25 protein-coding genes are annotated in these 25,128 nt (G+C 57.5%); 15 read left to right on the forward strand and 10 right to left on the reverse strand.

Features of this window, described 5'->3' with window-relative positions; translation table 11 throughout:
• Window positions 1–205: 205 nt before the first annotated feature.
• The 5 genes from WG78_RS14195 to WG78_RS14215 form a co-directional block, all read right to left on the reverse strand.
• Window positions 206–1,087, reverse strand: coding sequence for a phosphoribosylaminoimidazolesuccinocarboxamide synthase (locus WG78_RS14195; RefSeq protein ID WP_152969208.1), 882 nt, complete (start codon window positions 1,085–1,087; stop codon window positions 206–208).
• 89 nt (window positions 1,088–1,176) lie between these two features.
• Window positions 1,177–2,316 (reverse strand): 5-(carboxyamino)imidazole ribonucleotide synthase, encoded by a 1,140-nt coding sequence (locus WG78_RS14200; RefSeq protein ID WP_053938484.1) that lies wholly within the window; start codon window positions 2,314–2,316, stop codon window positions 1,177–1,179.
• 5 nt (window positions 2,317–2,321) lie between these two features.
• The gene (locus tag WG78_RS14205; RefSeq protein ID WP_053938485.1) at window positions 2,322–2,588 is read right to left on the reverse strand and encodes a hypothetical protein; all 267 of its coding nucleotides are present in this window, start codon (window positions 2,586–2,588) and stop codon (window positions 2,322–2,324) included.
• The gene (gene purE / locus WG78_RS14210) at window positions 2,585–3,070 is read right to left on the reverse strand and encodes a 5-(carboxyamino)imidazole ribonucleotide mutase (RefSeq protein WP_053938486.1); all 486 of its coding nucleotides are present in this window, start codon (window positions 3,068–3,070) and stop codon (window positions 2,585–2,587) included. The genes WG78_RS14205 and purE overlap by 4 nt, the downstream gene beginning before the upstream one ends.
• A gap of 683 nt (window positions 3,071–3,753) precedes the next feature.
• Window positions 3,754–5,061 carry an NAD(P)/FAD-dependent oxidoreductase gene (locus WG78_RS14215; RefSeq protein ID WP_083459116.1) on the reverse strand — a complete coding sequence of 436 codons (1,308 nt, stop codon included), beginning with the start codon at window positions 5,059–5,061 and terminating at the stop codon, window positions 3,754–3,756.
• Window positions 5,062–5,501: 440 nt separating this feature from the next.
• Between WG78_RS14215 and cspE the strand changes: the two genes are divergently transcribed.
• Together cspE and WG78_RS14225 are read left to right on the forward strand one after the other, a co-directional pair.
• The gene (gene cspE, locus WG78_RS14220) at window positions 5,502–5,711 is read left to right on the forward strand and encodes a transcription antiterminator/RNA stability regulator CspE (protein ID WP_053938488.1); all 210 of its coding nucleotides are present in this window, start codon (window positions 5,502–5,504) and stop codon (window positions 5,709–5,711) included.
• A 352-nt stretch (window positions 5,712–6,063) separates the two neighbouring features.
• Window positions 6,064–6,267: a hypothetical protein gene (locus WG78_RS14225; RefSeq protein ID WP_152969209.1), complete on the forward strand. Its 204-nt coding sequence runs from the start codon at window positions 6,064–6,066 to the stop codon at window positions 6,265–6,267.
• A gap of 102 nt (window positions 6,268–6,369) precedes the next feature.
• On the opposite strand, the gene def is transcribed toward WG78_RS14225, so the two are convergent.
• The gene (def, locus tag WG78_RS14230; protein WP_053938490.1) at window positions 6,370–6,903 is read right to left on the reverse strand and encodes a peptide deformylase; all 534 of its coding nucleotides are present in this window, start codon (window positions 6,901–6,903) and stop codon (window positions 6,370–6,372) included.
• A gap of 181 nt (window positions 6,904–7,084) precedes the next feature.
• On the opposite strand from def, the gene WG78_RS14235 reads away from it, so the two are divergent.
• The 13 genes from WG78_RS14235 (at window position 7,085) to WG78_RS14295 (ending at window position 21,389) form a co-directional block, all read left to right on the forward strand.
• On the forward strand, window positions 7,085–7,738 hold the full coding sequence (locus WG78_RS14235; protein ID WP_053938491.1) for a HugZ family pyridoxamine 5'-phosphate oxidase: 654 nt from the start codon (window positions 7,085–7,087) through the stop codon (window positions 7,736–7,738).
• A gap of 60 nt (window positions 7,739–7,798) precedes the next feature.
• Window positions 7,799–8,521 carry a two-component system response regulator RstA gene (rstA, locus tag WG78_RS14240; RefSeq protein ID WP_053938492.1) on the forward strand — a complete coding sequence of 241 codons (723 nt, stop codon included), beginning with the start codon at window positions 7,799–7,801 and terminating at the stop codon, window positions 8,519–8,521.
• 113 nt (window positions 8,522–8,634) lie between these two features.
• On the forward strand, window positions 8,635–9,936 hold the full coding sequence (locus WG78_RS14245; protein WP_053938493.1) for an ATP-binding protein: 1,302 nt from the start codon (window positions 8,635–8,637) through the stop codon (window positions 9,934–9,936).
• 219 nt (window positions 9,937–10,155) lie between these two features.
• Window positions 10,156–11,091, forward strand: a complete 936-nt coding sequence (locus tag WG78_RS14250) for a hypothetical protein (RefSeq protein WP_053938494.1) — start codon at window positions 10,156–10,158, stop codon at window positions 11,089–11,091.
• Between the two features lie 145 nt (window positions 11,092–11,236).
• Entirely contained in the window at window positions 11,237–12,031 is a 795-nt protein-coding gene (locus tag WG78_RS14255) for a trypsin-like serine peptidase (protein ID WP_053938495.1), read from the forward strand.
• 63 nt (window positions 12,032–12,094) lie between these two features.
• The gene (locus WG78_RS14260) at window positions 12,095–13,351 is read left to right on the forward strand and encodes a glutamate-5-semialdehyde dehydrogenase (protein ID WP_053938496.1); all 1,257 of its coding nucleotides are present in this window, start codon (window positions 12,095–12,097) and stop codon (window positions 13,349–13,351) included.
• Window positions 13,348–13,992: a nicotinate-nucleotide adenylyltransferase gene (nadD, locus tag WG78_RS14265; protein WP_053938497.1), complete on the forward strand. Its 645-nt coding sequence runs from the start codon at window positions 13,348–13,350 to the stop codon at window positions 13,990–13,992. Before WG78_RS14260 ends, nadD begins: the two co-directional genes overlap by 4 nt.
• Before the next feature lie 73 nt (window positions 13,993–14,065).
• Window positions 14,066–14,437, forward strand: coding sequence for a ribosome silencing factor (gene rsfS, locus WG78_RS14270; RefSeq protein ID WP_053938498.1), 372 nt, complete (start codon window positions 14,066–14,068; stop codon window positions 14,435–14,437).
• Window positions 14,438–14,643: 206 nt separating this feature from the next.
• Entirely contained in the window at window positions 14,644–15,570 is a 927-nt protein-coding gene (cysD, locus tag WG78_RS14275) for a sulfate adenylyltransferase subunit CysD (protein ID WP_053938499.1), read from the forward strand.
• Window positions 15,571–15,638: 68 nt separating this feature from the next.
• Window positions 15,639–17,090 carry a sulfate adenylyltransferase subunit CysN gene (gene cysN, locus WG78_RS14280; RefSeq protein ID WP_053938500.1) on the forward strand — a complete coding sequence of 484 codons (1,452 nt, stop codon included), beginning with the start codon at window positions 15,639–15,641 and terminating at the stop codon, window positions 17,088–17,090.
• A 238-nt stretch (window positions 17,091–17,328) separates the two neighbouring features.
• Entirely contained in the window at window positions 17,329–18,438 is a 1,110-nt protein-coding gene (locus WG78_RS14285) for an N-acetylneuraminate synthase family protein (protein WP_053938501.1), read from the forward strand.
• Window positions 18,438–20,246, forward strand: a complete 1,809-nt coding sequence (locus WG78_RS14290; RefSeq protein ID WP_053938502.1) for a thiamine pyrophosphate-binding protein — start codon at window positions 18,438–18,440, stop codon at window positions 20,244–20,246. Before WG78_RS14285 ends, WG78_RS14290 begins: the two co-directional genes overlap by 1 nt.
• 12 nt (window positions 20,247–20,258) lie before the next feature.
• Window positions 20,259–21,389, forward strand: coding sequence for an FkbM family methyltransferase (locus tag WG78_RS14295; RefSeq protein ID WP_152969210.1), 1,131 nt, complete (start codon window positions 20,259–20,261; stop codon window positions 21,387–21,389).
• Window positions 21,390–21,412: 23 nt separating this feature from the next.
• On the opposite strand, the gene WG78_RS14300 is transcribed toward WG78_RS14295, so the two are convergent.
• Genes WG78_RS14300 through rfbH form a run of 4 tightly spaced genes read right to left on the reverse strand, consistent with a single transcriptional unit; the run spans window position 21,413 to window position 25,092 of the window.
• Entirely contained in the window at window positions 21,413–22,357 is a 945-nt protein-coding gene (locus WG78_RS14300; protein ID WP_053938504.1) for a glycosyltransferase family 2 protein, read from the reverse strand.
• A 14-nt stretch (window positions 22,358–22,371) separates the two neighbouring features.
• Window positions 22,372–22,776, reverse strand: a complete 405-nt coding sequence (locus tag WG78_RS14305; protein WP_053938505.1) for a GtrA family protein — start codon at window positions 22,774–22,776, stop codon at window positions 22,372–22,374.
• Complete coding sequence (locus WG78_RS14310; RefSeq protein WP_053938506.1) at window positions 22,769–23,746, reverse strand: NAD-dependent epimerase/dehydratase family protein; 978 nt, start codon at window positions 23,744–23,746, stop codon at window positions 22,769–22,771. Before WG78_RS14310 ends, WG78_RS14305 begins: the two co-directional genes overlap by 8 nt.
• Window positions 23,747–23,748: 2 nt before the next feature.
• Entirely contained in the window at window positions 23,749–25,092 is a 1,344-nt protein-coding gene (rfbH, locus tag WG78_RS14315; protein WP_053938588.1) for a lipopolysaccharide biosynthesis protein RfbH, read from the reverse strand.
• Window positions 25,093–25,128 lie beyond the last annotated feature (36 nt).

Here is a 25,128-nt window from a genome sequence, read left to right on the forward strand (position 1 = left end):
TTGCATAGGGTGGGTCTGGACCCACCACTCAAAGCCCCAGAGAAGAGTGCAGAGGATGCGCGCAAGCGGCCGGTTCTGCTGGCGTGCGCAAAAATGATGCGTAGGGTGCGTTACCCGAAGGGCAACGCACATTTTGGCTGGCAAGGATGCTGCTAGTCGCGCTGCCGGGCAGCCGGATCAACGCGCTCGCGCCGCTGGCGCTGATTTATGCGGTCAGCTTGTCCAGCGCTTCGCGGTATTTGGCGGCGGTGCGCAGCGCGACGTCTTCGGGCAAGGCCGGGGCGGGTGGCGTTTTGTTCCAGCCGGTGGTTTCCAGCCAGTCGCGCACGAACTGCTTGTCGTAGCTGGGCGGGTTTTTGCCGGGTTGGTATTGGTCGGCGGGCCAGAAGCGGCTGGAGTCGGGCGTTAGCGCTTCGTCCATCAGGCACAGCGTGCCGTCTTCATCCAGACCGAATTCAAACTTGGTGTCGGCGATGATAATGCCGCGCGTGGCCGCGTATTCCGATGCCGCCTTGTACAGCTTGATGGCGGTATCGCGCACCTTGGCGGCCAGTTCTGCGCCGATCAGCTCGGCGCATTGTTCAAACGAGATCGGCTCGTCGTGGTCGCCCACGGCGGCTTTGGTCGACGGCGTAAAGATCGGTTCGGGCAGTTTGTCGGCTTCGACCAGGCCTGCGGGCAATTTGATGCCGCTGACAATGCCGGTGGCCTGATAGTCTTTCCAACCACCGCCAACGATATAGCCGCGCACCACGGCTTCCACCGGCACGGCTTGCAGGCGTTTAACCACCACGGCGCGGCCTTCCACTTGCGGCAGGTCGATCGGGTCGACCACGTCTTCCGGTTGCTCGCCGGTAAAGTGGCTGGGCACCAGATCGCGCAGTTTCTCAAACCAGAAATTGGAAATCGCGGTCAGGATCTTGCCTTTTTCGGGAATCGGCTCGGCCAGGATGACGTCGAACGCCGAGAGGCGGTCGGTGGCAATCATCAGCATGCGCTGGCCATCGATTTCGTACAGATCGCGCACCTTGCCCGAGTAGATTTTTTTCAGACTGGTGAGGTTGGTGGTGGTCAGGCCAGCAGACATGGCGCCGTTCTCCGAGAGGGGGCAAAAAGAGGGGTAATTATGCCTGATGCATGCAGGGCTGGCTGCGGGTGTGCAGCCAGCCACAGGCGTTAGAGCGTGTCTTTGATGGCTTCGGCTTGCTCAAGTGCGGCGTCCACCGTGTCGGCCAGCACGTTGAAGTGACCCATCTTGCGGCCGATGCGTGCTTCCTTTTTGCCGTACAGATGCAGCTTGGTGTTGGGCGCCGTCATCAGCACTTCCCAATGCGGCGCGGCGTTGTTTTCGCCCCAGGTATCGCCCAGCAGGTTCACCATCACGGTGGGCCGCAGCAGATCCGTCTTGCCCGGGTACAGGCCGCACATGGCGCGCACTTGCTGTTCAAACTGGCTGGTCAGCGTGGCGTCCAGCGTGTAGTGGCCGGAGTTATGCGGGCGCGGCGCCATTTCGTTGATGACCAGGCGGTCGCCTTCCAGCACAAAGAATTCCACCGCCAGCACGCCGATGTAATCGAGCTTTTCGGCCAGCTGCAGCGCCATGCTGCGCGCCTGGTCCAGCAGTTCGGGGCTGATGCGCGCGGGCACGATCGAGACATCCAGAATGCCGTTCTTGTGCTGGTTTTCCGCCACCGGAAAACACGTGGCTTCGCCCGCGCGGGTGCGCGTGACGATGGCCGAGACTTCCGCCACCAGCGGCAGCATTTTCTCCAGCACGCAAGCCTGATGCTTCATGTTGGACAGCGCCAGACGGGCTTCTTCCAGCGTTTGCACGCGCACCTGGCCTTTGCCGTCGTAACCCAGACGCGCTGTTTTAAGAATGCCAGGCAGATATGGGCTTAAATCGACATCCAGATCACCCGAATTGCGGATGGCCAGAAACGGTGCGGTATCCAGGCCGCTATTGCGGATAAAGGTCTTTTCGGCGATGCGGTCTTGCGCAATGGCCACGCACTCGCCCGACGGGCTGACCGGAATGCCTTGTTGCGCCAGCCAGCGCATGCTGTCGGCATTGACGTTTTCGAATTCCGTGGTGATGGCCGCACAGGTTTGCGCTAGCGTAGCCAGCGCGTGGGCATCGGTGTACGGTTGCGCCAGATGCACGTCGGCGAAGTCCGCCGCGGGTGCGTTGGGATCGGGATCGAGCACGGTCACCTGGTAACCCATCGTCTTGGCGGCGACCGTAAACATGCGGCCAAGTTGCCCGCCCCCCAGAATACCCAGCATGGCGGGTGGCAAAATCGGCTTGTTGACCATCAAAATCAGTCCTTTTTGTGTCTAGCTTTAACAATCTGCAACTGCGCGTAGCCCCATAAGGCCAGTCCGTAGACGAAACCGGCCGCCAAACCAAAGGGAAACGTGCGTAATAGCTCTGAAATAATACTTCCACTAATACCAGTTAGCGTGCGCACTGCAGACAACAAGACCGTCAGCGGCACGCCCCAGCACACCACCCCGTTCCACAGCACGCAACGCCACCACCCGCCGTCAATCACGCGTTGCCAGCGGGTTAACTCGTCCGGAATCATTCCAGCGGCAGGGCCATATCCAGCACGGTTTGCGTCTGCTTCTGGCGGAATGCCGCCAGTGCGTCGGCCAGTGTGGGCTGGTTGTTGGCCAGCATGGCAATGGCAAACAGCGCGGCGTTAGCGGCGCCCGCTTCGCCGATCGCAAACGTGGCCACCGGCACGCCTTTGGGCATCTGCACAATCGACAACAACGAGTCTTCGCCGCGCAGATAGCGCGACGGCACCGGCACGCCCAGCACGGGCACCGTGGTTTTGGCGGCGATCATACCGGGCAGATGCGCAGCGCCACCGGCGCCGGCGATGATGACCTGGATGCCGCGTTCGCGCGCGCTTTCGGCGTATTCGAACATCAGATCGGGCGTGCGATGCGCCGAGACGACGCGCGCTTCAAACTCGATCCCGAACGCAGCCAGTTGGTCAGCAGCGTGCCGCATGACTTCCCAATCACTGTTGCTGCCCATTACTACGCCCACCTGCGCCATGCCAGAGTCCTTTACCCAAAACGCTGAATACTAGCTGTAAACGACGAACCCGGGCCAGCCGTGGCCTGCCGATCAGCCGGAAAACCTACACATAAAAACCACGCCCGCGCGCTATACGCGTTGCGCGGTCGCTGTCAATACTTGGATCGTGTTAATGACGGGCGGTAGGCCGTCGCCGAGGATGCAGGTTGCGCGGCACTTTGCCGCGCGGTTTCGTTTCCATCCTCTGTTTACGCGCCGACCTGCCAGGCCGGCGTTTTTTTTTGCACCGGTGGTTACTGCACATCGCGATATTGAATCGCGGCGGTGGCGGATGCCATCCCCCTCGAAATACTCATGGGCATTGAGCCCACTTCACTTCCTGCGCGCCCGCGCAATCCAGTCTCACCCCGCTCGCTACGACCGAAGGAAGTCCCTGTGGGACGACCGAAGGACGTCCCTGTGGAACGACCGAAGGAAGTCCCCGTGGAACGACCGAAGGAAGTCCCCGTGGGATGCCCGACGCTGCAGTTGGATTAACCACTGTTTGCTGGCGGCCACATTCTTTCCGGTATCAGCAATGCGCTGCGCTGTTGCATAGGGCGGGTCAAGACCCACCACCCAAAGCCATCACCACGCCTACCGCACCCAAAAATTCGGGCGCGTTTCCGTCTGGATAACGCGCCCTGCCTTTTACCGATCGCTTAATGCAACTTCAACGCGGGTTGCGCGATGCGGCGCAGTTTGTCGCCAAGATACAGCAGCATGGCCATGGGCCAGCCGTGGACCGCGGCCTGGTGCATGCGGTAGAGCGAGGCGTAGATCAGCTTGGCGCCGCGGCCTTCCACGTAATAGTCGCGCTTGGGGCCGACCACGGCGGCCAGGCTGCCGACTGCAGTGTGTTTGCCCAGCGACACCATGATGCCTTGCGGCTTGAAGCGGAACGGCTGCACTTCGCGGCCAGCGAAGTAGTTTTCCAGCATATTGGCCAGCCAGCGCGCTTGCTGGTGCGCCACTTGCGCGGTGGCCAGCAGCGGCGGGCCGCCTTCGCCGTCGCGGGCAAAGGCGCAGTCGCCAATCGCAAAAATGTGTTTATCGCTGACGGTTTGCAGTACGGACGTCACTTCAATCTGACCGTTACGGTTGGTCAGCAAGCCCAGTTGTGATAACCACGGCGCGGCCTTAACGCCTGCGGCCCACACCAGGATATCGGCGGGCACTTGTTGGCCATCCGACAATTCGATGTGTTTGGGGTGGATGGCAGCCACTTTGCTGTTGACCAGCACGGCGATATTGCGGCGTTGCAGTGCTTCGGTCGCGTAATCGGACAATGCTTGCGGCGCACCCGCCAGAATGCGCGGTGCGGCTTCGACGATGCTGATGCGCAATTGGTCCGGCGACATATGCGAACCGTAATTATGGATTTCGGTGATCGCATGATGGATTTCAGCAGCCAGCTCGACGCCGGTTGCGCCTGCGCCAATGATGCCGATGCGCAGCTCGCGGCGCGGTTGGTCGTCGGCGCTGGCCATAAATGATTGCGACAGAATGGCGCGGCGCAGGCGGTCTGCGTCGTCGCGCGTATTCAGTTGCATACAGTATTCCTGCACGCCCGGTGTGCCGAAATCATTGGCAACCGCACCCACCGCCAGCACCAAAGTGTCGTAGCCCAAAGTGCGGGCACTACGTAAAACAGTGCCGTCCTGGTCGATCACGTCATCAATCTGGAGGGTTTTGGCGTCACGATCGAGCGCTTTCATATAGCCGTACTCGAATTCGTAACCATGCTGGTGGGCATGCGCAAAGTAGTTGACTTCGTCTTCGCCGGTGTTCAAAGCGCCGGTGGCCACTTCATGCAGAAGCGGCTTCCAGATATGCGTCGGAGAGCCGTCAACCAGCGTGACACGCGCTTTGCCGCTACGTCCTAGCGTATGACCAAGGCGCGTCGCCAGTTCCAGACCGCCCGCGCCGCCCCCCACGATAACGATGCGGTGCGCTGATGCTGTATTCATAATGATTCCCAGGAATGTGATCTTTTTTATAGGCGTAATCCGCCCATCTTGGTTTCAAGAGAGGATGCCCAGGCCCACCCTGCTTTGAAAACAAAATAATTACGTAGGATACAATCACTTGCCTACATGTTGCGCGACGTTGCGGGCTTATATATAGCCGTTTGCGGCCAACAATGCCTGCGCCATTCCGCCCCCGCCGCCGCATATCCGGATACCCGCCGGTCATCGACACTGCAGACAAACCTGTGTATCGTCGCAAACCGCAGTTTCGATTCAGTATGTCCTCGGTTTTCCCCTGACCGCGCCTGGCGTGGTATCTCGTTGGTTTCCGGTACTTTTCCTGGTCGTCTTATGCAGCAGCAAACGGGCATTTCCGCTTTCAATGCGGCCGCCCGGATTATCTCTATCGTTTTTAGTTTTTGTTTTAAAGGAATGTAGCAATGTCTACTACTACCGGCACCGTCAAGTGGTTCAACGACACCAAGGGCTTCGGCTTTATCACCCCCGATAACGGCGGCGCTGATCTGTTCGCGCACTTCTCCGAAATCACCGGTCAAGGTTTCAAAACGCTGAAAGAACAACAGCGCGTTGAATTTGAAGTCAAGCAAGGCCCCAAGGGTCTGCAGGCCAGCGCCATCCGCGCTATCTGATCACTGCCTGATCAGCGCCACATCGAAACCGCAGCCATCCGCTGCGGTTTTTTTGCGCCTGCGATGGGGTGCTGGCGCCAGCGCATTGCACTGTAGTTTTGCGATTCTGGCTGAAAACTACATTTTATATTGCAAATTTACTACGCAATATGTAGTTGTCATTGTCCATTACTACGCGATTTACCGCCAATTAATGCGGCTTGCAGGGCCATTCTGCCCAATCCATACCGTTCGTTTTCGTAGTTGCCGCTCATCGTTACACGTAAAAATACTACGTAGTAATGGTACGTATGCGGTATACTGGCATCACTCAAAGACGAAAACATTCACGAACTCATTGGAGTATCAAATCATGGCAATCAGCATCCCTTTCTTCGGTAAGACTGAACAACAATTTGCCCGTAACGACCGCGTTAACCGCCCCGCCGGCATTGGCCGCGAAGAAGCAGTTGACGGCCTGGTGGTTTATCAAAAGGGCAGCAAGGCTAAAGTTTGCTGGGGTCCGGGCAAGCAAAGCGTCGAATCGGTTTCTGATCTGGTTCTGATCGTCGAATAATTGCGACTGATCCCGGATTAATAGAAAAAGCCTGCATCACCACGATGCAGGCTTTTTTTCGTCCAGTGTTCGGCAATGCCCCGCCATAACGGGGATCAACGCTCAATCGTCTTTGTCTTCGCGGCCCGGAAACAGCACGTCCACATAACCAAAGCGGGTCATGTCCTTGATGCGCTGCGGGTAGAGCACGCCCCACAGATGGTCGCATTCATGTTGCACCACACGCGCATGAAAGCCCTCAGCGATGCGATCGATGACATTGCCTTCCGGATCAAAGCCCTGATAGCGGATCCTGGTATAGCGCGGCACTTCACCGCGCAGCCCAGGTACCGACAAGCACCCTTCCCAACCGTCCTCCTGCACGTCATCCAGCGGCGTAATCACCGGGTTGATCAATATCGTGCGCGGCACTGGCGCGGCGTCCGGGTAACGGTCGCTGGCGTCAAAACCAAAGATCACCACCTGCAAATTGACGCCAATCTGCGGCGCGGCAATGCCCACGCCGCTGTACGCGTGCATGGTGTCGAACAGATCGGCGATCAGCGCATGCAACTCAGGCGTATTAAACCTGTCTACCGGCTCCGAACGCTCCAGCAAGCTGGGCGTTCCCATTTTGATGACTGTACGTACGGCCATAAGGCGGGCTCCTGTCGATCTTTAGTTCGGTCGATAACAATCAGGCGGCTGATAGCGTATGCCACTACAATCATTGCAGTCAGATGGCATAACTGGCGGGCCGCTTAGATCCAATCGCTCTCGGGTAAGGTATTGCGGCCCATCTTCCCAAATCAAGCTCTGCTTGTCATGTAAGCGCCTTATGCAAAACACGCCTTCGTCTGAATGGGTTACACCCGCGCTCCAGCTGCTGCGCCACGCGCGCAACGGCGCACTGGCCACGCAATCGCTGGCCTGGCCCCGCACGCCATACGCATCGTGGCTGATGTTCAGCAGCGATGAGGCGGGCCAGCCCTGGTTCTGCATCAGTGGCCTGGCCGAGCACACGCGCAATCTGCGCACCGATGCCCACGCCAGCCTGTTGATCGTGGAAGACGCCAATACCAGCGCCGCGCCCGCGCGCGTTACGCTGGTCGGCACAGCACAACCGGCTACGCCGTCGCCCTTGTTAGAAGCGCGTTTGTTGCGTTATCAGCCAGAATCCGCGCAATACCTGCAACTGGGGGACTTTGCCTGGTGGCAATTGCAACTGACCGCCGTGCGCTATATCGCCGGCTTCGGCCGCATGGGCGTCGGTGATCAAACGCAATGGCAGGCCGCGCCGCAACTGGCGCTGCAAGACGAGGTGCACTTGCTGCACGACTTGCCCGCGCTGGACGGCGCTGAATGGGTAGGGCTCGATTTTTACGGTTGCGATGTCCGCCGACAAGGCCAGTTGCATCGTTATGACTTTAAAGAAAGACCGCATGACCTCGCCGCGCTGGCCGCAGCCGCGCGCCAGGCCGTGACGGCGTAGTCCCGCAGACCCGGCTTATCCGGGCACTGATACCAACAGCTGTGCTTTCTGGAGTCTCTTATGGCCCAACGTATTCTTTTCGTTGAGGACGACCTGGAACTGGCCGATCTGATCGGCGGTTTTCTGAAGAGTTTTGAATTTGAAGTCGACCATCTGCCTGATGGTCACCACGTGGTCGAACATGTGCGCAACAACCCGCCCACGCTGGTGTTGCTGGATGTAATGCTGCCGGGCAAGGACGGCATGACGCTGTGCCGGGAGCTACGCGAGTTCTACACCGGCCCGATCATCATCCTGACTTCGCTCAACAGCGACATGAACCAGATTATGGCGCTGGAAATCGGCGCCACCGATTACGTGGTCAAGACCACGCCCCCTGCGGTGCTGATGGCGCGCATCAAGGCGCATCTGCGCCAGTCCAGTGGCACGGTGACGCCCACGGCCAGCGCCGCCAAAGACCAGCGCACCACCACCAACTTTGGCCATCTGGTGATTGATTCGCGCAACCGCACCGCCACCTACCGCAACGAGCCGCTGCATTTATCCACTGGCGACTTTGATTTGCTGTGGGAACTGGCCAGCCACGCCGGCGAGATCCTGTCGCGCGATCATCTGCTCAAGCGCTTGCGCGGCATTGAATATGACGGCCTGGATCGCAGCGTGGATGTGGCGATTTCGCGTTTGCGCAAAAAGCTGCAGGACGACCCGAACGAGCCGCGCAAGATCAAGACCATCCGCCACAAGGGTTATCTGTTTGCCACAGATATCTGGTGGCAAGAGTAAAGCGCCTCGCACACGTTGCACCAAAACACCGTCTGCCCCTCCGGACGGTGTTTTTTGTTGGGCGAGCATTGCGCTACGCTGTCGCCCCAAGGGCTTAATTTTCCGGGTTGCCTATGCGCCAGCTTTTCTTGCGGTTCTATCTGACGGTGGTGGTGTGTTTTCTGGCGTCGGCGTTGATTATTGGTGGCTTGTACAAGCACATGATCGAGCGCATCAACCAGCATTACCTGACCGATATTTTCCAGACCACGATCAGCATCGTGGAAGAAGAACTAGGCGATTTGCCGCAGTCAATCTGGCATAGCGAAATCAGCCGCCTGCGCGGCAAGCTGCCGGTGCCCGTCGAAATCGAACAGCTGGACGCCTATACCCTCAGCCCAGGCAACCGCACCGCGCTGGCCGACGGCGACATCATTCTGGTTGAAGACGAAGACATCTATCTGCATCGCATTCCCGAGACCAACTTGATGGTGGTGCTGGGGCCGGTGCCGTATCTAAACCGGCTGGATAATATTTCGTGGCCCGATATTGTGGGCCTGGTGTTGATGTGTGCAGCGCTGGGCATTCCCACCTGGCTGTGGATGCGGCCGTTCTGGCGCGATCTGCTGGCGCTGATCCGGCAAAGCCGCAAGATGGGCAATGGCGACTTTGCCGTGCGCGCGGTGCTCTCGGAAAACTCGGCGCTATCACCGCTGGGCTCCACCTTTAATCGTATGGCGCACGATGTGGAAGAACTGACGGCCAGTCGCCAGCAGATGATCGACGCCATCTCGCACGATTTGCGCACGCCGCTGGCGCGCATGCGTTATCGCCTGGAAGCGTTGAAGGCCGGCGCACCGGCCGAGGCGCAAACCGCAGGCATGGAGCGCGATCTGGAAGCCATCGACCAGTTGGTGGAGGAATGGCTGACGTTGCGCAAGCTGGAACGCTCGCAATTCAAACTCGAATTACAACCGATGGAAATGCAGCCGTGGCTGGAGCGGCAACTGGGCGAGCTGGCGGTGGGCGGCGTGGCAATTCCGCTGGAGAACGCCACCGGTCTGCGCGCGCCCTTGATGGAAGCCGATAGCTATTACTTGTCGCGCGTGCTGTCCAACACCATCAGCAATGCCAAACGATATGGTGGCGGCCGTATTGAAGTCAGCCTGGGTTGGCACGACGGCGTGGCCACGCTTAACGTCGACGACAACGGCCCTGGCATTCCGGAATCCGAACGCGAGCGCCTGTTGCAACCGTTTGAGCGGCTGGAGGGCAGTCGCAATCGCAGCACTGGTGGCTATGGGCTGGGCCTGGCGATCGTGGCGATGGTGATGCGCGGGCATGGCGGCGATATCCGCATTGAGGATTCCCCGCTCGGCGGCGCACGCATCGCTTTGCACTGGCCCACCAGTTTGAAAGACGCCAACCGTATTTAGAGAGCGTGGGTGGCACATTGGCGTGTGGGAGTCGGGTGCGCCGACTGGCTGATTTGCTCGTTGATCCAGATCAATCCGGTTGATTGTTACAGGTGTCACGTACATTCGGTTACAACGCGCAACCATCCCCGCACTGACCAGCTTGAGAGTTTTCCCAATAATCCGCTCCAACACGACATAAACGTGTCTTCCGCACATTTGTCTTTTTGGAGAATTCTCATGAACAAGTTGGTCGCTACGCTCGTTGCTGCCCTGTTTGCTGGTTCCGCTGCATTCAGCGTTGCAGCTGACGCTCCGGCTTCCACCGTTAAATCGGTGAAGGTTGAAAAGCACGCTCACAAGAAAGCTTCGGCTGCTTCCGCTGCTCAGAAAGCACAAGCCAAGAAAGTAGTCGCTTCGACTGCTTCGGCTGCGCAAAAAGCACAAGCCAAGAAAGAAAAGGCTTCCGCTGCTTCCGCTGCACAAAAAGCTACCGCTAAAAAGCACAAGGCTTCCGCTGCATCCGCCGCTCAAAAAGCTGAAGCCAAGAAAGTGAAGGCTTCCGCTGCTTCGGCTGCACAAAAGGCTCAAGCCAAGAAAGTGAAGGCTTCTGCTGCTTCCGCTGCTCAAAAAGCCCAAGCTAAAAAGCACAAGGCTTCCGCTGCTTCGGCCGCTCAACAAGCTCAAGCTAAAAAAGTGAAGGCTTCTGCTGCTTCTGCTGCGCAAAAAGCCCAAGCTAAAAAGCACAAGGCTTCCGCTGCTTCGGCCGCTCAAAAAGCTCAAGCTAAAAAAGTGAAGGCTTCTGCTGCTTCCGCTGCTCAGAAAGCCACCGCTAAAAAGCACAAGGCTTCCGCTGCTTCGGCCGCTCAACAAGCTCAAGCCAAGAAAGTGAAGGCTTCCGCTGCTTCCGCTGCGCAAAAAGCCCAAGCTAAAAAGCACAAGGCTTCCGCTGCTTCGACCGCTCAAAAAGCTCAAGCTAAAAAAGTGAAGGCTTCTGCTGCTTCCGCTGCTCAGAAAGCCACCGCTAAAAAGCACAAGGCTTCCGCTGCTTCGGCCGCTCAAAAGGCTGAAGCCAAGAAAGTGAAGGCTTCCGCTGCTTCTGCTGCTCAGAAAGCCCAAGCCAAGAAGCATCACAAGGCTTCCGCTGCTAAAGCTTCTGCTGCTTCCGCTGCCTAAGTCTTGCGCCTTCGGGCACACAGACTCAAGCATCAACAAGAACGGGGACTTCGGTCCCCGTTTTTGTTTGCGCAAGGCGGAACATGCGCGCCGCGCACGCGTCCACGTCTTATCTTCTGTTTTGACCTACCGGTTATTGCCCATCATGAAGCGGCTGTTTCTTCTGTGCCTGGCCTTGTGCGCCAGCGTTGCCTTCGCGCGCGAACCCAGCGTGGAGCAACAAAACAAGATCATGTTCTACGGCCACGATGACCGCGTCATCATCCATACGCCCTTTACCGGCCCCTATGCCGCCATCGGCGTCATGCGCACGCAGAATGGCTACGACTGCACCGCCACGCTGATCACACCGGACACGGCGCTGACCGCGGCGCATTGCTTCTGGATGGCAGGCAAAAATCGCGACCACGCCAAGTGGTTTAAAACCGCGTATGACAACGGCCGCTATACCGCGCACTACCGCGTGCTGACTCAGACGTTTAACCAGCGCTTTCAGCAAGGGCTGGATCGGCGCAAAGACGGCGTTTATATCGATAGCGGCGCGCGCCCTTACGATATCGCTGTGCTCAAAGTTGAACTGGTCGACGGCACCCCGCCCACGCCGATGCCCGCATTTAAAGGCAACCGCCAGCAATTGCAGCAATTGCTAAAAACCGCGGGATACAAGGTCAGCCAGGCCGGTTATCCCGAGGATCTGGAAGACGTGCTCGCCGCGCATCGCGGCTGCAAGATCACCGCGCTCAGCCCCGACAACACGGTGTTCCATCAGTGCGACACGCTGGAAGGCGACAGCGGCGCGCCCGTCTGGATTGATACCGCCAACGGCCCGCTGCTGATTGCGGTGCAAAGTTCGGCCCCGCCGTACCAGATGCGCAAGCAGGTGGATAACATCGCCGTCACCGTATTGCAGCGCCCCGAAGCGCCCAGCCCCCAACGCTAGCGGGACAGCGTGCGGCCATTTGGCTACAATAGCGCGCTATCACGTTGATTCTTTGAGCAGATAATGGACATTCAGGCCTATATGCAGCAGGTCGGCCGCCAGGCAAGACTGGCCAGCCGCGCCATGGCCCGTGCCGATGCCGGCACCAAAAACGCCGCCTTGCTGGCCATCGCCGACGCCATCGTGCGCGATGCCGCCACGCTGATCGCCGCCAACGCGCGCGATATGGAGCAAGCACGCGCCGACGGCCTGGAACCTGCCCTGCTCGATCGTCTGCAACTGACTGACAAAACCATCGCCACTATGGCTGAAGGCCTGCGCCAGATTGCCGCGCTGCCCGATCCGGTGGGCGAGATGGGTGATTTCAAATTCCGCCCTTCCGGCATTCAGGTGGGCAAGATGCGCGTGCCCTTGGGCGTGATCGGCATCATTTATGAAGCCCGCCCCAACGTCACCGCCGATGCCGCCGGCCTGTGCATCAAATCCGGCAATGCCACCATCCTGCGCGGTGGCCGCGAAGCGTTTCATTGCAATCAGGCGATTGCCGCGCTGGTCAAAGAAGGCTTGGCCACCGCCGGCCTGCCTGCCACCGCGGTCCAGATTATCGAAACGCCCGATCGCGCCGCCGTGGGCGAGCTGATCACCATGACCGAATTTGTCGATGTCATCGTGCCGCGCGGGGGCAAAAGCCTGATCGCCCGCATCGCGCAAGATGCACGCGTGCCGGTCATCAAGCATCTGGATGGCATCTGCCACGTCTATATCGACGAAGAAGCCGATCCCGAAAAAGCCATCCGTATCGCCGACAACGCCAAAACCCAGCGTTACGCACCGTGCAACACCATGGAAACGCTGCTGGTGCACAGCAACGTGGCCGATCTGATCCTGCCGCCGTTAGCCGCCATCTATGAACAAAAGGGTGTTGAGCTGCGCGGTTGTGCCGCCACGCGCGACATCCTGCCCGAAGCGATCCCCGCCACCGAAGAAGACTGGCGCACCGAATACCTGGCGCCGATCCTGTCGATCAAGCTAGTAGACGATCTGGACGCAGCCATCGACCATATCAATACCTACGGCTCGCACCACACCGACGCCATCATCACCGAGAACTACAGCAAGGCGCGCCGCTTTCTGCGCGAGGTGGATTCGGCTTCGGTGATGGTCAATGCCAGCACCCGCTTTGCCGACGGGTTCGAGTACGGCCTGGGCGCCGAGATCGGTATTTCCACCGACAAGATCCACGCGCGTGGTCCGGTGGGTCTGGAAGGCCTGACCAGCGAGAAATGGGTGGTGCTGGGTAACGGAGAAATCCGCGTTTGAGTCAGTCTGCGCCGCCCAAAGCCCTGGGCATTTTTGGCGGCACGTTCGACCCGATCCACGAGGGCCATCTGATGCTGGCCCGTGCCTTGCGCGATACGTTCGCGCTGCCGTCGGTCAGCCTGATCCCCACCGGCCTGCCGCAACACCGCAATGCGCCGGTCGCCAGTCCGCAACAACGTCTGACGTGGGTGCGGCATGCGGTGGCGGGCGAGCCCGGTTTGCAAGCCGACGACCGGGAAGTGCGCCGCCAGGGCTTCTGTTATACGGTAGACACGCTCGAGGAGTTGCAGGCCGAACAGCCCGATACGCTGTTGGTGTGGTTGATTGGCGGCGACTCGTTTCATCATTTACAGCAATGGCATCGCTGGACTGATCTGCTGGAGCTGGGCCACATGGTGGTCGCGGCTCGACCTGGCTACGATTGGTCTAAACTGCCAGAAGAACTGATGCGGGTGCTGGACACCCGCAAAGTAGCAGCGCACCCCGATGCGTTGCACAAGGGCAGAATCAGCCTTCTGCCCACCCCGCTCATGCCATTTTCATCCACCGAATTACGCGACAAACTCGCGCATGGTGCTGATGTCAGTGGCCTGACTCCGGTTGCCGCCGAAGTGCGGCAATCCGGGCTTTATGAAACTTGACGCGGCCCCGCCGCGACCCGGCAAGCAATACGGCAATGGCCGACCGGGCGCTGGCCCCGCAGGATATGGATGAATGGACGAACACACCCAACAGATGCGCGATACCGCCGTGCTGGCGCTGGAAGATATCAAAGGCAAAGACATCCTGGTGCTGGACACCACCCAGTTGACCGACCTGTTTGATTGCATGATTGTCGCCAGCGGCGATTCCAACCGCCAGGTGCGCGCCCTGGCTAACAACGTCGCGGTAGAACTCAAGGCCAAAGGCTTTGAGATCGTCAGTACCGAAGGCGAAGAATCCGGTGAATGGGTTCTGGTCGATGCAGGTTCGCTGGTGGTGCATGTGATGCTGCCGCCGGTGCGCGATTACTATGATCTGGAACAGCTGTGGGGCGGGCAGAAGCCCACCTTCGCGCCGCTGGGCCGGTCCTGGACCGCAGTCTGAGCGTTGCTGAAAACCGGTCTTGCGAGGCCGGTTTTTATTTTTGCGCGCCGCCGCAGCCGCGCATCGTCAATCGACACCATAACGATATAACGATTGAATCTTTAAACGGCTAACCCGTTGAGGTAGATTCGTTTGTTTCCGCTTTGCGCCCGCAAAGTGTCACCCCGGCGCCCCACTGCGCCGCGCAATCAGGTACTGAAGCAGCAATGACAGGCATTAGCGAAGCGAGGCTGACTCACCTCAAGCAACTGGAAGCCGAGTCGATCCATATCATCCGCGAAGTCGCGGCCGAATTTGAAAACCCGGTCATGCTGTATTCGATCGGTAAAGACTCCGCCGTGATGCTGCACCTGGCGCGCAAGGCGTTTTTTCCGGGTAAGCCGCCGTTTCCGCTAATGCACGTCGACACCACCTGGAAATTCCAGGAAATGTACAAACTGCGTGAAAAACAGCGGGCCGAAGGCTGGAACCTGATTACCTACGTGAATGAAGACGGCGTTAAAGCCGGTATCAATCCATTTACTGCCGGTAGTGCCAAACATACCGACGTGATGAAAACCCAGGGCCTGAAACAAGCGCTGGATAAATACGGTTTTGATGCCGCTTTTGGTGGCGCGCGGCGCGATGAAGAAAAATCACGCGCCAAAGAACGCGTGTATTCGTTCCGCGATAAAAACCATCGTTGGGACCCAAAAAACCAGCGCCCGGAATTGTGGAATCTGTATAACTCGCGCATCGACAAAGGCGAATCGATCCGCGTATTTCCGCTGTCCAACTGGACGGAACTCGATATCTGGCAATACATCTTTCTGGAAAATATCGAGATTGTGCCGCTGTACTTTGCTGCGGAACGCCCGGTCGTAGATCTGAATGGCACGCTGGTGATGATCGACGACGATCGCATCCTGCAATATCTGACGCCCGAGCAAAAAGCCAGCATCGAAACCAAATGGGTGCGCTTCCGTACGCTGGGCTGTTATCCGCTGACCGGCGCGGTTGAATCCAAAGCCGCCACGCTGGCTGACGTGATCCAGGAAATGTTGCTGACCAAAACCAGCGAACGCCAGGGCCGCGTGATTGACCATGATTCCAGTGGCTCAATGGAAAAGAAAAAAATGGAAGGCTATTTCTAAGCCCGGCGTTTAGATCGCCCCATTTTCAATTCATACACGGCCGCGCGCTTCGATACGGAAATTCCTTCATGTCTCACCAGTCTGATCTGATCGCCAGCGATATCCTTGCTTATCTCAAACAACACGAGAACAAGGATCTGCTGCGCTTTATTACCTGTGGCAACGTGGACGATGGCAAATCCACGCTGATTGGCCGTTTGCTGCACGATTCCAAGCTGATCTTTGAAGATCAATTGGCCGCTATCGCCAAAGACAGCAAGAAGTACAACACCACCGATGAAGAAATCGACCTGGCCTTACTGGTTGATGGCCTGCAAGCCGAACGCGAGCAAGGCATTACCATCGATGTCGCATATCGCTATTTCAGCACCGATAAACGCAAATTCATCATTGCCGATTGTCCGGGCCACGAGCAATACACACGCAATATGGCCACCGGTGCGTCCACCTGTGATCTGGCCATTATCCTGATCGACGCGCGTTATGGCGTGCAGACGCAAACGCGCCGCCATAGCTATATCGTGTCGTTGCTCGGCATTAAACACGTGGTGGTGGCGGTCAATAAAATGGATCTGGTCGAATTTGGCCAGGCACGCTTTGACGAAATCAAAGCGCAATACCTCGAATTTGCCAAGCAACTGAGCATCGAAGATATCCGCTTTGTGCCGATTTCGGCGCTGCGCGGCGATAACGTGGTCACCGCCAGCGAACGCACGCCCTGGTACGACGGCGGCACGCTGATGAGCTTGCTGGAATCGGTGGAAGTATCCCGCGATGCGCGCCTCGAAGCCTTCCGTTTTCCGGTGCAATACGTTAACCGCCCCAATCTCGACTTCCGCGGCTTCTGCGGTACCGTCGCGGCGGGGCGCGTGCATCCGGGCGATGAAATCGTGGCGCTGCCGTCGGGCAAACGCAGCAAGGTAAAGGCCATCGTCACCTTCGAAGGCGACCAGCCCACGGCCTTCACCGGCCAGGCCGTCACGCTGACGCTGGAAGACGAAATCGACATCAGCCGCGGCGATCTGATCGTGCGCGCCAGCGACGCGCCGCCGCACGTAGCGCAAGCGTTTGATGCGCACGTGGTGTGGATGAACGAAGCACCGCTGCAGCCGGGCAAGGAATATCAGTTCAAGCTGGGCGGCAAAGCCATCTACGGCCGCGTGCGCGCCATTGAGCACCGCATCGATGTCAACACGCTGCAACATGTGCCCGCCGAGCAACTGGCGCTCAACGAAATCGCCCGCGTCACCATCGACGTGACCGCGCCGGTGGTGTTTGACGCGTACAGCCAGTGCCGCGGCACTGGTAACTTCATCATTATTGATCGCCTGAGCAATGCCACCGCCGGAGCGGGTATGGTGCTGGCGCCGGCGACAGGCTCGGCGCAGACCACAGCCGCTGCCGATATCGCCGCCATGAGCGAACTGGAACGCCTGCGCGCATTTGAAGTGGAAATGAACGGGCTGGTGCGCAAGTATTTTCCGCATTGGGGCGCCAAGGATATTTCGAGCCGCGATTGATGGCTGCCAGACGGCCGGATCAAATGCCCGCGCTCTGGTCGCGGGCATTTTTTTGTCCTGTGAATCGCTGTGCGCAGTGGGCCGCTTTGCACGCATGCGTATCCAACACCTGGTTGGGCGAAGGTCGGGATTGAACGGCGGCAAAGCGCGGCAATGCTATCATCGTGCTCTTGAATCCGGCGCGCCGGTTGCCTGCAGCAACTGGCGCCGCATCAATTCCGAAATACCTGGAGAGGCAATGAGTTCGGTCAGCCAACGCGATAGAGATATCTTTGAAAACCTGTTTGTTCTGGAACTGGCCAATAATCATTGGGGCAGTCTGGATCGCGGGATCAAGATCATCCGTGACCACGGCACCATCGTGCGCTTTAATAATGTTAAGGCAGCGATCAAGCTGCAATTCCGGGATATGGACGAATTCATTCATCCCGAATTCAAAGGCAATCAAGAGCTGCGCTACGTTAAAAAAACGGAAGACACCAAGCTCAGCCGCGCCGATTTCACCCGGATGGTTGAAGAAATCAAGAATGTGGGCTGCATTCCAATGGCTACGCCATTCGACGAACCGTCGGTGGATTTGTGCGTTGATTTCGATATGCCGATTATCAAGATCGCCAGCTCCGACATGAATGACTGGGTCTTGATCGAAAAAATCGCCTCTACGCGTCGTCCCACGATTGTTTCTACGGGTGGCGCGTCTGAAAAAGACCTTGATGATCTGGTCAGCTTTTATGAAAAGCGTGATATTCCGCTGGCCATCAACCATTGCGTGTCGCTGTACCCCAGCGAAGACAGCGAATTGGGTCTGGATCAGATCGATTATCTGAAACGCCGATATCCCAACCATATCATTGGCTATTCCACGCACGAATATCATGACTGGTTCTCGTCGATGCTGATTTCTTATGGCAAAGGCGCGCGCAGCTGGGAACGCCATATCGATATCAATTACGAAGACGTGGCCGTCTCACCGTATTGCTCATTGCCCGAGAACTGCGATACCTGGTTCAAGGCCTTCCATAAAGCCAAGGAAATGTGCGGCGGTGTGGGCCAAAGCCGGCGCGTGATTTCGAAGCGCGAAAAAGAATATCTGGATGCCTTGGTGCGTGGCGCCTATGCCAAGCGCGATCTGGAAGCGGGCTATGTCTTTAGCAAAGAAGCCTTTGAAAAAGACTTCTATCTGGCGATTCCGCTGCATAAGGGGCAATTGTCCTGCCGCGAAGTGATGAATGGCGAGAAACTGCTGCAACCCATCAAAGCCAATGACCGGCTCACCATTGATATTATCGACGGCCCATATAGCGAAAACCCGGCGCTGCAAAGCCTGATCATGAATCGCGGACTCTAATGAAACGTATCTCTGAGCAAATCGCCGACTGGCTGGTTGAGCACGGCGTGGAACAGGTTTTTACCGTCACCGGTGGTGGCGCCATGTTTCTGAACCAGGCCATCGGCGGCCATAGCCAACTGCGCACCGTGTTCATGCACCACGAACAAGCGTGCGCCATGGCGGCTGAAGGCTATGCGCGCATCAGCGGCAAACCCGCGGTGGTGATGTTGACCACCGGCCCGGGTTCCATCAATGCCCTGAATGGCGTGTATGGCGCGTTTACCGATTCGATTCCGATGATCGTGATTTCGGGTCAGGCCAAGCGCGAAACCTGCCTCTCGTTTTATGACCTGCCTGAGCTGCGCCAGCTGGGCGATCAGGAAGGCCCGACGATTGCGATGGCCAGCCCGGTGTGCAAATACGCACAACTGGTGCGCTCAGAACAAGATCTCGAAACCATGTTGCCCGCGGCGTTTGTGCAAGCGGTGTCCGGCCGACCCGGCCCGGTGTGGCTGGATATCCCGCTCGATATCCAGCAATCGACGCAGCAAATCAATATTCCGGCGCCCGTGTGGCCCGCTCAGCCCGTCAATGACGCGCTACGTGCCGACTGCCATACGATCATCCAGAAGCTGCGTGCGGCGCACCGGCCGCTGGTACTCGGTGGCACCGGCGTGCGCCTGTCGAAAACCGAAGCGCGCGTGCTGGCGTTGATCGAAAAGCTGGGCATCCCGCTGGCGACTGCGTGGACCCATGATCTGATCGCCTCCGATCACCCCTTGTTTGCGGGCCGCCCCGGCACCATCGGCACGCGCGCGGGCAATTTCTGCCTGCAAAACGCCGACTTTGTGCTGGTACTGGGTTCGCGTCTGAATATTCGCCAGACCAGTTATAACTGGAGCACCTTTGCCCGCAATGCGTGGGTGGCGCAAGTCGATATCGATGCGGCCGAATTACGCAAGCCCACGGTCCAGGTTGATCTGGGCGTAGCAGCGGACCTTGGTGTTTTCCTTGACGTGCTCGAACAAGAGCGGGCCAGCGTGCAACTGCCCAGCTACCAGCCGTGGGCCGATTGGTGCCACAAGATTGGCCAGACCTATAACGCGGCCAACGAACACGTGCAAAAACCAGGCGCACCGCTCAATCCCTACGTGATGGTTGATCGCATTTTCAAGGCGATGCGGCCGGACGATATTGTGGTGTCCGGCAATGCGTCCGCGTGCATTTTGCCGTTTCAGGTGGGCACGCTGCAGAAGGGCCAGCGCTTGTTCAGCAACTCGGGTTCGGCCTCGATGGGCCACGATTTGCCGGCAGCCCTGGGCGCGTCGACGGCGACGTTTGACCAGCCGCGCCGCGTAATCTGCTTTGCGGGCGATGGCAGCATCCAGATGAATATTCAGGAGTTGCAGACGCTGAAAACCCTGGGCGCCAATGTGGTCATCGTGGTGTTGAATAACGCGGGCTATCTGTCGATCTGGCAAACGCATGAAAACTTCTTTGGTCGCGTCATCGGCGCGACACCCGCCACTGGCGTCGAATTTCCGGATTTTTGCGCGGTTGCGCGCGCCTACGGCCTGAAAGCCGCGTCAATCTGGCGCGAAGCAGATTTACCCCAACTGGACGAATTGCTGTTGCAAGATGGCCCGCTATTGATTGATCTGCACGTTGATCCACGCCAGGAATTCGCGCCGCGCATCAAATCGCGTGTGGACGAAAACGGCAAGTTCTTTACGCCAGAACTCGACGATATGCACCCGTTCCTCGAACAATCGGTCGTCGAAGCGGTACGCGCTGAAGCAGCCGCAATCAAAGCCATTGGGCAATAAACGGAGCTTGCTGTGACTGCCCCTCACCGGATGCCGTTAAATCTTGATCAGCTATTGCATGCCGCAGCGCAACCGGCGCGGCACGTGCGTGTCGATCAACCCGTCTGGATTTTTGGCGCGGGTAATTTCGGCCAGGATTTATGCCGTGCGATGCAAAAAAATGGCGTATCGGTGGCGGGCTTTATCGAAACCACGCCGCGTGCAAATACGGCGCTCAATTTGCCGATCAAAAGCTGGAGCCAATTAACTGCGCAAGATCGCCAGGCGCAATTGGTGCTGGGCATTCTTAATCGCGCCACTGCTTTTGACCAATTGATTGAACTGGCCACGGCCGTCGGTTTTGATGCGGTCGTGATGCCATGGGATAGCTACGACCAGTTTGGCGCCGATCTAGGCTGGCGTTTCTGGTTAAGCACACGCGCGTTTTTGCATGCCAATCTGCCGCGAATGCGCGATGTATTGGCGCGATTGGGCGATGACAATAGCCGCGATGTGTTGCTGCGTTTAATGGCGTTTCGTCTGGGTGTTGATCTGGATTTCGCCAGCGTCCAATCAGCCGAGCCGCAATATTTTAATGAACTGACTTTGCCCGCATTGCGCGGCCGCGCCATCACTTATGTGGATTGCGGCGCCTATAACGGCGATACCTACATCGACCTGGCGCGCCAGGACGGTGTTCAATGCCACCAGGCGCTATTGCTGGAACCCGATCCAGCCAATTACGCCGCGCTGGTGCGCAATATGGCAGAGCAATATCCGGAGGCAGTGTGTTTGCCGCTGGCTGCGGCGGAGCAATATACGATTTTGTCGTTTAATTCGGGGCAGGGTGAAGGCGGCTCAATCAGCGCGACCGGCGATCAACATATTGCCGCAACGGCGTTGGATCAATTGCTGCCGCAAGGCCACGTTGATCTGGTCAAACTGGATGTGGAAGGCGCCGAGGCGCAGGTCTTGCGTGGCGCACGCCGTTTGATTGCCCGCTGCCGCCCGGTGTTGGCGCTGTCGCTGTATCACAACCCCCAGGATATCTGGGAGTTGCCGGAATTGCTGTTTGAATTGTGTGACGAATATGATTTTTATATCCGTCAGCATTTTTTTAACTCTTTCGATTGCGTGTTTTACGCAATACCATCAAAGCGGTAACCGGACTGGCACAGGGCGAGCGTCTATTCGGTAAAGTTGATCCGCTCCTTTTCTACTACTATCGGGCGCTTTTGTACGTAGACATGAATCGAACCGATATATTCGCCTAATATCCCGATAAATAATAGCAGGATACCAAACATAAAGAACATCCCGATAACAATCGGAGCAATTCCGATCGGGAATGTTTGCCAGAAAATCAGCTTTAAAATCAAGAACAGCAATGCTACCAGAATGCTGCCGCCGCCGAGTAAAAAGCCAAATAGCGAGGCCAGCCGGATCGGAATCAATGAATGGCTGATAATGCCCAGCATGGCAATATCATATAGCGTATAAAAATTGTTTTTTGAAATGCCACGTAAACGGCGCGGCTGATTAAACGGAATCGTCTTGATTTCAAACCCAAGTTCACAAATCATGCCGCGTAGATACGGATAGGGGTCATTTACAGCGCGCACCTGATCCAGCACTGCTTTGTCGTATAAACCGAAGCCGGTTGCGTCTGGCACCATGCGTACGTCAGACATCCGGTCCAGCAGGCGATAGTAGGTTTTGCGCAACGTATGCACGACGGGATTACTCTGGCTAACCGGTTTGGTGGCCATGACTACCTTATAGCCTTCTTCCCAGCCCTTGATAAATTCGGGTATCACCTCGGGAGGATCTTGCAAATCCGATGCCAGATAAACCGTGGCGTCGCCTGTCGTCTGAATAAACCCCCAATACGGCGAGCGGATATGCCCAAAGTTTCGGGTATTAACAATGATCTTCACCCGCGGGTCATGTGCGGCAATTTCTTTAAGCAGGGCTACCGTATTATCGGTAGATGCATTGTCGATAAAGACATATTCAAAATCATAATCGGGATATTGATCCATGACCCAGCACACGCGCGTGTATAGTTCGTGCACATTGTCTTGCTCGTTGTAGCACGGCGAAATAATGCTGATGATTTTTTTATCGGTCATGATTAAAAGCGCCTTTAATGACGATGGCGGAATGTGAATCGGGCATTGCCGATATACGATATTAAAGCAACGATGACAATCGTCACGCCCTGCGCTAACCAGACCGGCAGCTGCATTCGATCAATGGTGAACCAGAACAAGGCAATTGAGCATAATGCGCCAACACCGTAAACCAGATAGCAGCGCAGATATTCGTGCAGCCAGTTGCCTTTGGTACGGAATACATACAGCTTGTACACCAGAAACGCCACGCTGATGGCCACGATATTGGCAATGATGGCGATACTGATCACGTTTAAATGACCGGTCAATAAATAATACAAGGCAACGCCGCAACCGTAGCCAAAGGCAGTATTAAATGTGCCCGCAATCAAAAAGCGGATTTGCGTGGCGTTTTTTTGGCGTAGCCAATCAAGCACGGCGTTGCCCCGTAGTGGCGGCGATCGCTTGGGCGAGATCAAACCGTAACGCAACACCTAATTGCTGCTGCGCTTTGTCGATCGAAGGCACATACCAGTCGATGGTGGCCGAGGTGGGCACGGCGATTTGCAACGGCACCTTAAAATGCTGCGCCACGTGCCCGGCAATTTGCGCCATGGTCAGTGATTGATCGGAGCCGACATTAAATGTGGGGCAGTCGGCCGCGCTTGCGGCGGCAATGTGCAATAGCCAGGTGACCAGATCATCGGCATGCATATAGCTGCGATAAACCGGGTGGGTGGCTTTTACCACGATGGGGGTGCCATCGAGGCCATTTTGAATAAAATTGCCGATGGCAAAGTGCTGGTCGCGCGGTAGCCAGCGCCCGATAAAGGCAAAGCAACGCGCAATGCTGACCCGCAAGCCGGCCTGGCCAAGCGCTTTGATGGCCTGCTCGGCATCGCGCTTTGCTGCCGCGTAAGGGCGTTTGCCTTCCGGCATTGCGTCAATATCTCGCATTGGCGCGTCTTCCCTAACCGGAATCAGTGCTTCCAGCGGCCCGTACACAGCGCCGGAACTGGCATAAACAATCTGGCTGTGCGCATGGAATATCGGCGCCAGGCGGCAGTAGTTCAGCGTGCCCGCCAGGATGTTCTGACGCTCGGTGACCGGCCGCGTCAGGTAATCACGCGCGTCGGTCGAAGCCGCCGCGTGGATGACGATATCGGCGGCTGGCAAGGCATCGCTGCGGGCGATATCGGCATCGATATACTCAATGCCAGGGGTCGCGAATTCGGGAAACTGCATGGGTAAAGCGCTGGCATGGCGCGCCAGCACGATAACGCGGCCGATTTGCCAAGGCGTTAGCGCGCCATCAATAAAGGCATCCAGTATCGATTTGCCAAAAAAGCCAGTGCCGCCGATGACCAGCAAAGTGCGCGATGCAAGCGCTGGCGTTGCCGCAGTCATGATCAGAAATTAACGCCGAGGAAAGTCTCGATCTTCTCGATCACGAAATCCAGGTGCTGTTGGGTCAGCCCGGGGTACAAGCCGATCCAGAACGTGTGGTTCATGATTTCATCGGTGTTGGTCAACTGGCCCACCACCCGGAAATTGTGGCCTTGCATATACGGTTGTCGCGTTAAATTGCCGGCAAACAGCAAACGCGTGCCAATCTTGTTTTGATCCAGATAATTGATCAGATCAACGCGCGTGGTGCCCGCTTCGGCTTTCAGCGTCATCGGAAAACCAAACCAGGATGGATCGGAATCCGGCGTGGCCTGCGGCAGGATCAAAAATTCGGCGCAGCTTTGCAGCCGCTCGCTCAGATAAGCGAAATTGCGTTTACGCGCCTCGATAAACCCGTCCAGCCGATCCAGTTGCGCCAGGGCGCAGGCGGCTTGCATATCGCTGATCTTCAGGTTGTAGCCCAGATGCGAATACGTGTATTTGTGGTCGTAACCTTGCGGCAAATCGCCCAGTTGCCAGTCAAACCGCTTGCCACAGGTGTTGTCTTTGCCCGGGGCGCAATAACAATCACGACCCCAATCGCGGAAGGATTCCGCAATCAGTTTCAGCTCGCGGTTATTGGTAAATACCGCGCCGCCTTCACCCATGGTGATGTGATGCGCCGGATAAAAACTGAGCGTGCCGATATCGCCAAAGGTGCCGACCAATTGGCCGTTATAGGTGGAACCCAGCGCGTCGCAGCAATCTTCAATCAGCCACAAATTGTGGCGATCGCAGAACGCGCGAATGGCGGCCAGATTAAATGGATTGCCCAAGGTATGCGCCAGCATGACGGCCTTGGTGCGCGGCGATACAGCGGCTTCGAGCTGGGTAACGTCGATGTTGTAGGTGCCGAGGTCGACATCAACAAACACTGGGACCGCGCCAAATTGCAGAATGGGATTGACGGTGGTAGGAAAGCCCGCCGCTACGCCGATCACTTCGTCACCCGGCACAATGGCGCGTTCACCCAGGCGGGGCGAAGTCAGCGCAGAAAATGCCAGCAAGTTGGCCGATGAACCCGAGTTGACGGTCATCAGATATTTAACGCCCAGATAATCGGCCAGGCGTTTTTCAAAGGCGTCGTTAAAGCGGCCCGTGGTGAGCCAGCCATCCAGCGAGGCATCGACCATATTTTTCAGTTCGGGCGCGCCGATGACCTTGCCGGACGGCGGCACGGCCGAGCTGCCGGGCACAAAGCCGCGCTCGGCGTATTCCAGCGCCGCATATTCATCGACCAATGCGGCAATCTGTTTGCGCAATTTGTCTTTGGCGGCAAAGGCCGCATCGATTTTGCTTGTGGTCATTTCGTAATCTCTAAATACGCGGGCTGCCGCTTTGAT

This window comes from Amantichitinum ursilacus (genome assembly GCF_001294205.1).
Taxonomy (GTDB): Bacteria; Pseudomonadota; Gammaproteobacteria; order Burkholderiales; family Chitinibacteraceae; genus Amantichitinum; species Amantichitinum ursilacus.

Coding starts and splice junctions, on each gene's coding strand:
- WG78_RS14205 (WP_053938485.1), bottom strand. CDS start 2,588: ATGATTCCGGACGAGTTAACCCGCTGGCAACGCGTGATTGACGGCGGG.
- WG78_RS14215 (WP_083459116.1), bottom strand. CDS start 5,061: ATGAATACAGCATCAGCGCACCGCATCGTTATCGTGGGGGGCGGCGCG.
- WG78_RS14250 (WP_053938494.1), top strand. CDS start 10,156: ATGAACAAGTTGGTCGCTACGCTCGTTGCTGCCCTGTTTGCTGGTTCC.
- WG78_RS14235 (WP_053938491.1), top strand. CDS start 7,085: ATGCAAAACACGCCTTCGTCTGAATGGGTTACACCCGCGCTCCAGCTG.
- WG78_RS14285 (WP_053938501.1), top strand. CDS start 17,329: ATGAGTTCGGTCAGCCAACGCGATAGAGATATCTTTGAAAACCTGTTT.
- rstA (WP_053938492.1), top strand. CDS start 7,799: ATGGCCCAACGTATTCTTTTCGTTGAGGACGACCTGGAACTGGCCGAT.
- WG78_RS14245 (WP_053938493.1), top strand. CDS start 8,635: ATGCGCCAGCTTTTCTTGCGGTTCTATCTGACGGTGGTGGTGTGTTTT.
- WG78_RS14300 (WP_053938504.1), bottom strand. CDS start 22,357: ATGACCGATAAAAAAATCATCAGCATTATTTCGCCGTGCTACAACGAG.
- WG78_RS14200 (WP_053938484.1), bottom strand. CDS start 2,316: ATGGTCAACAAGCCGATTTTGCCACCCGCCATGCTGGGTATTCTGGGG.
- cspE (WP_053938488.1), top strand. CDS start 5,502: ATGTCTACTACTACCGGCACCGTCAAGTGGTTCAACGACACCAAGGGC.
- rfbH (WP_053938588.1), bottom strand. CDS start 25,092: ATGACCACAAGCAAAATCGATGCGGCCTTTGCCGCCAAAGACAAATTG.
- purE (WP_053938486.1), bottom strand. CDS start 3,070: ATGGCGCAGGTGGGCGTAGTAATGGGCAGCAACAGTGATTGGGAAGTC.
- WG78_RS14255 (WP_053938495.1), top strand. CDS start 11,237: ATGAAGCGGCTGTTTCTTCTGTGCCTGGCCTTGTGCGCCAGCGTTGCC.
- cysD (WP_053938499.1), top strand. CDS start 14,644: ATGACAGGCATTAGCGAAGCGAGGCTGACTCACCTCAAGCAACTGGAA.
- WG78_RS14195 (WP_152969208.1), bottom strand. CDS start 1,087: ATGTCTGCTGGCCTGACCACCACCAACCTCACCAGTCTGAAAAAAATC.
- rsfS (WP_053938498.1), top strand. CDS start 14,066: ATGGACGAACACACCCAACAGATGCGCGATACCGCCGTGCTGGCGCTG.
- WG78_RS14310 (WP_053938506.1), bottom strand. CDS start 23,746: ATGACTGCGGCAACGCCAGCGCTTGCATCGCGCACTTTGCTGGTCATC.
- WG78_RS14225 (WP_152969209.1), top strand. CDS start 6,064: ATGGCAATCAGCATCCCTTTCTTCGGTAAGACTGAACAACAATTTGCC.
- WG78_RS14290 (WP_053938502.1), top strand. CDS start 18,438: ATGAAACGTATCTCTGAGCAAATCGCCGACTGGCTGGTTGAGCACGGC.
- WG78_RS14260 (WP_053938496.1), top strand. CDS start 12,095: ATGGACATTCAGGCCTATATGCAGCAGGTCGGCCGCCAGGCAAGACTG.
- cysN (WP_053938500.1), top strand. CDS start 15,639: ATGTCTCACCAGTCTGATCTGATCGCCAGCGATATCCTTGCTTATCTC.
- def (WP_053938490.1), bottom strand. CDS start 6,903: ATGGCCGTACGTACAGTCATCAAAATGGGAACGCCCAGCTTGCTGGAG.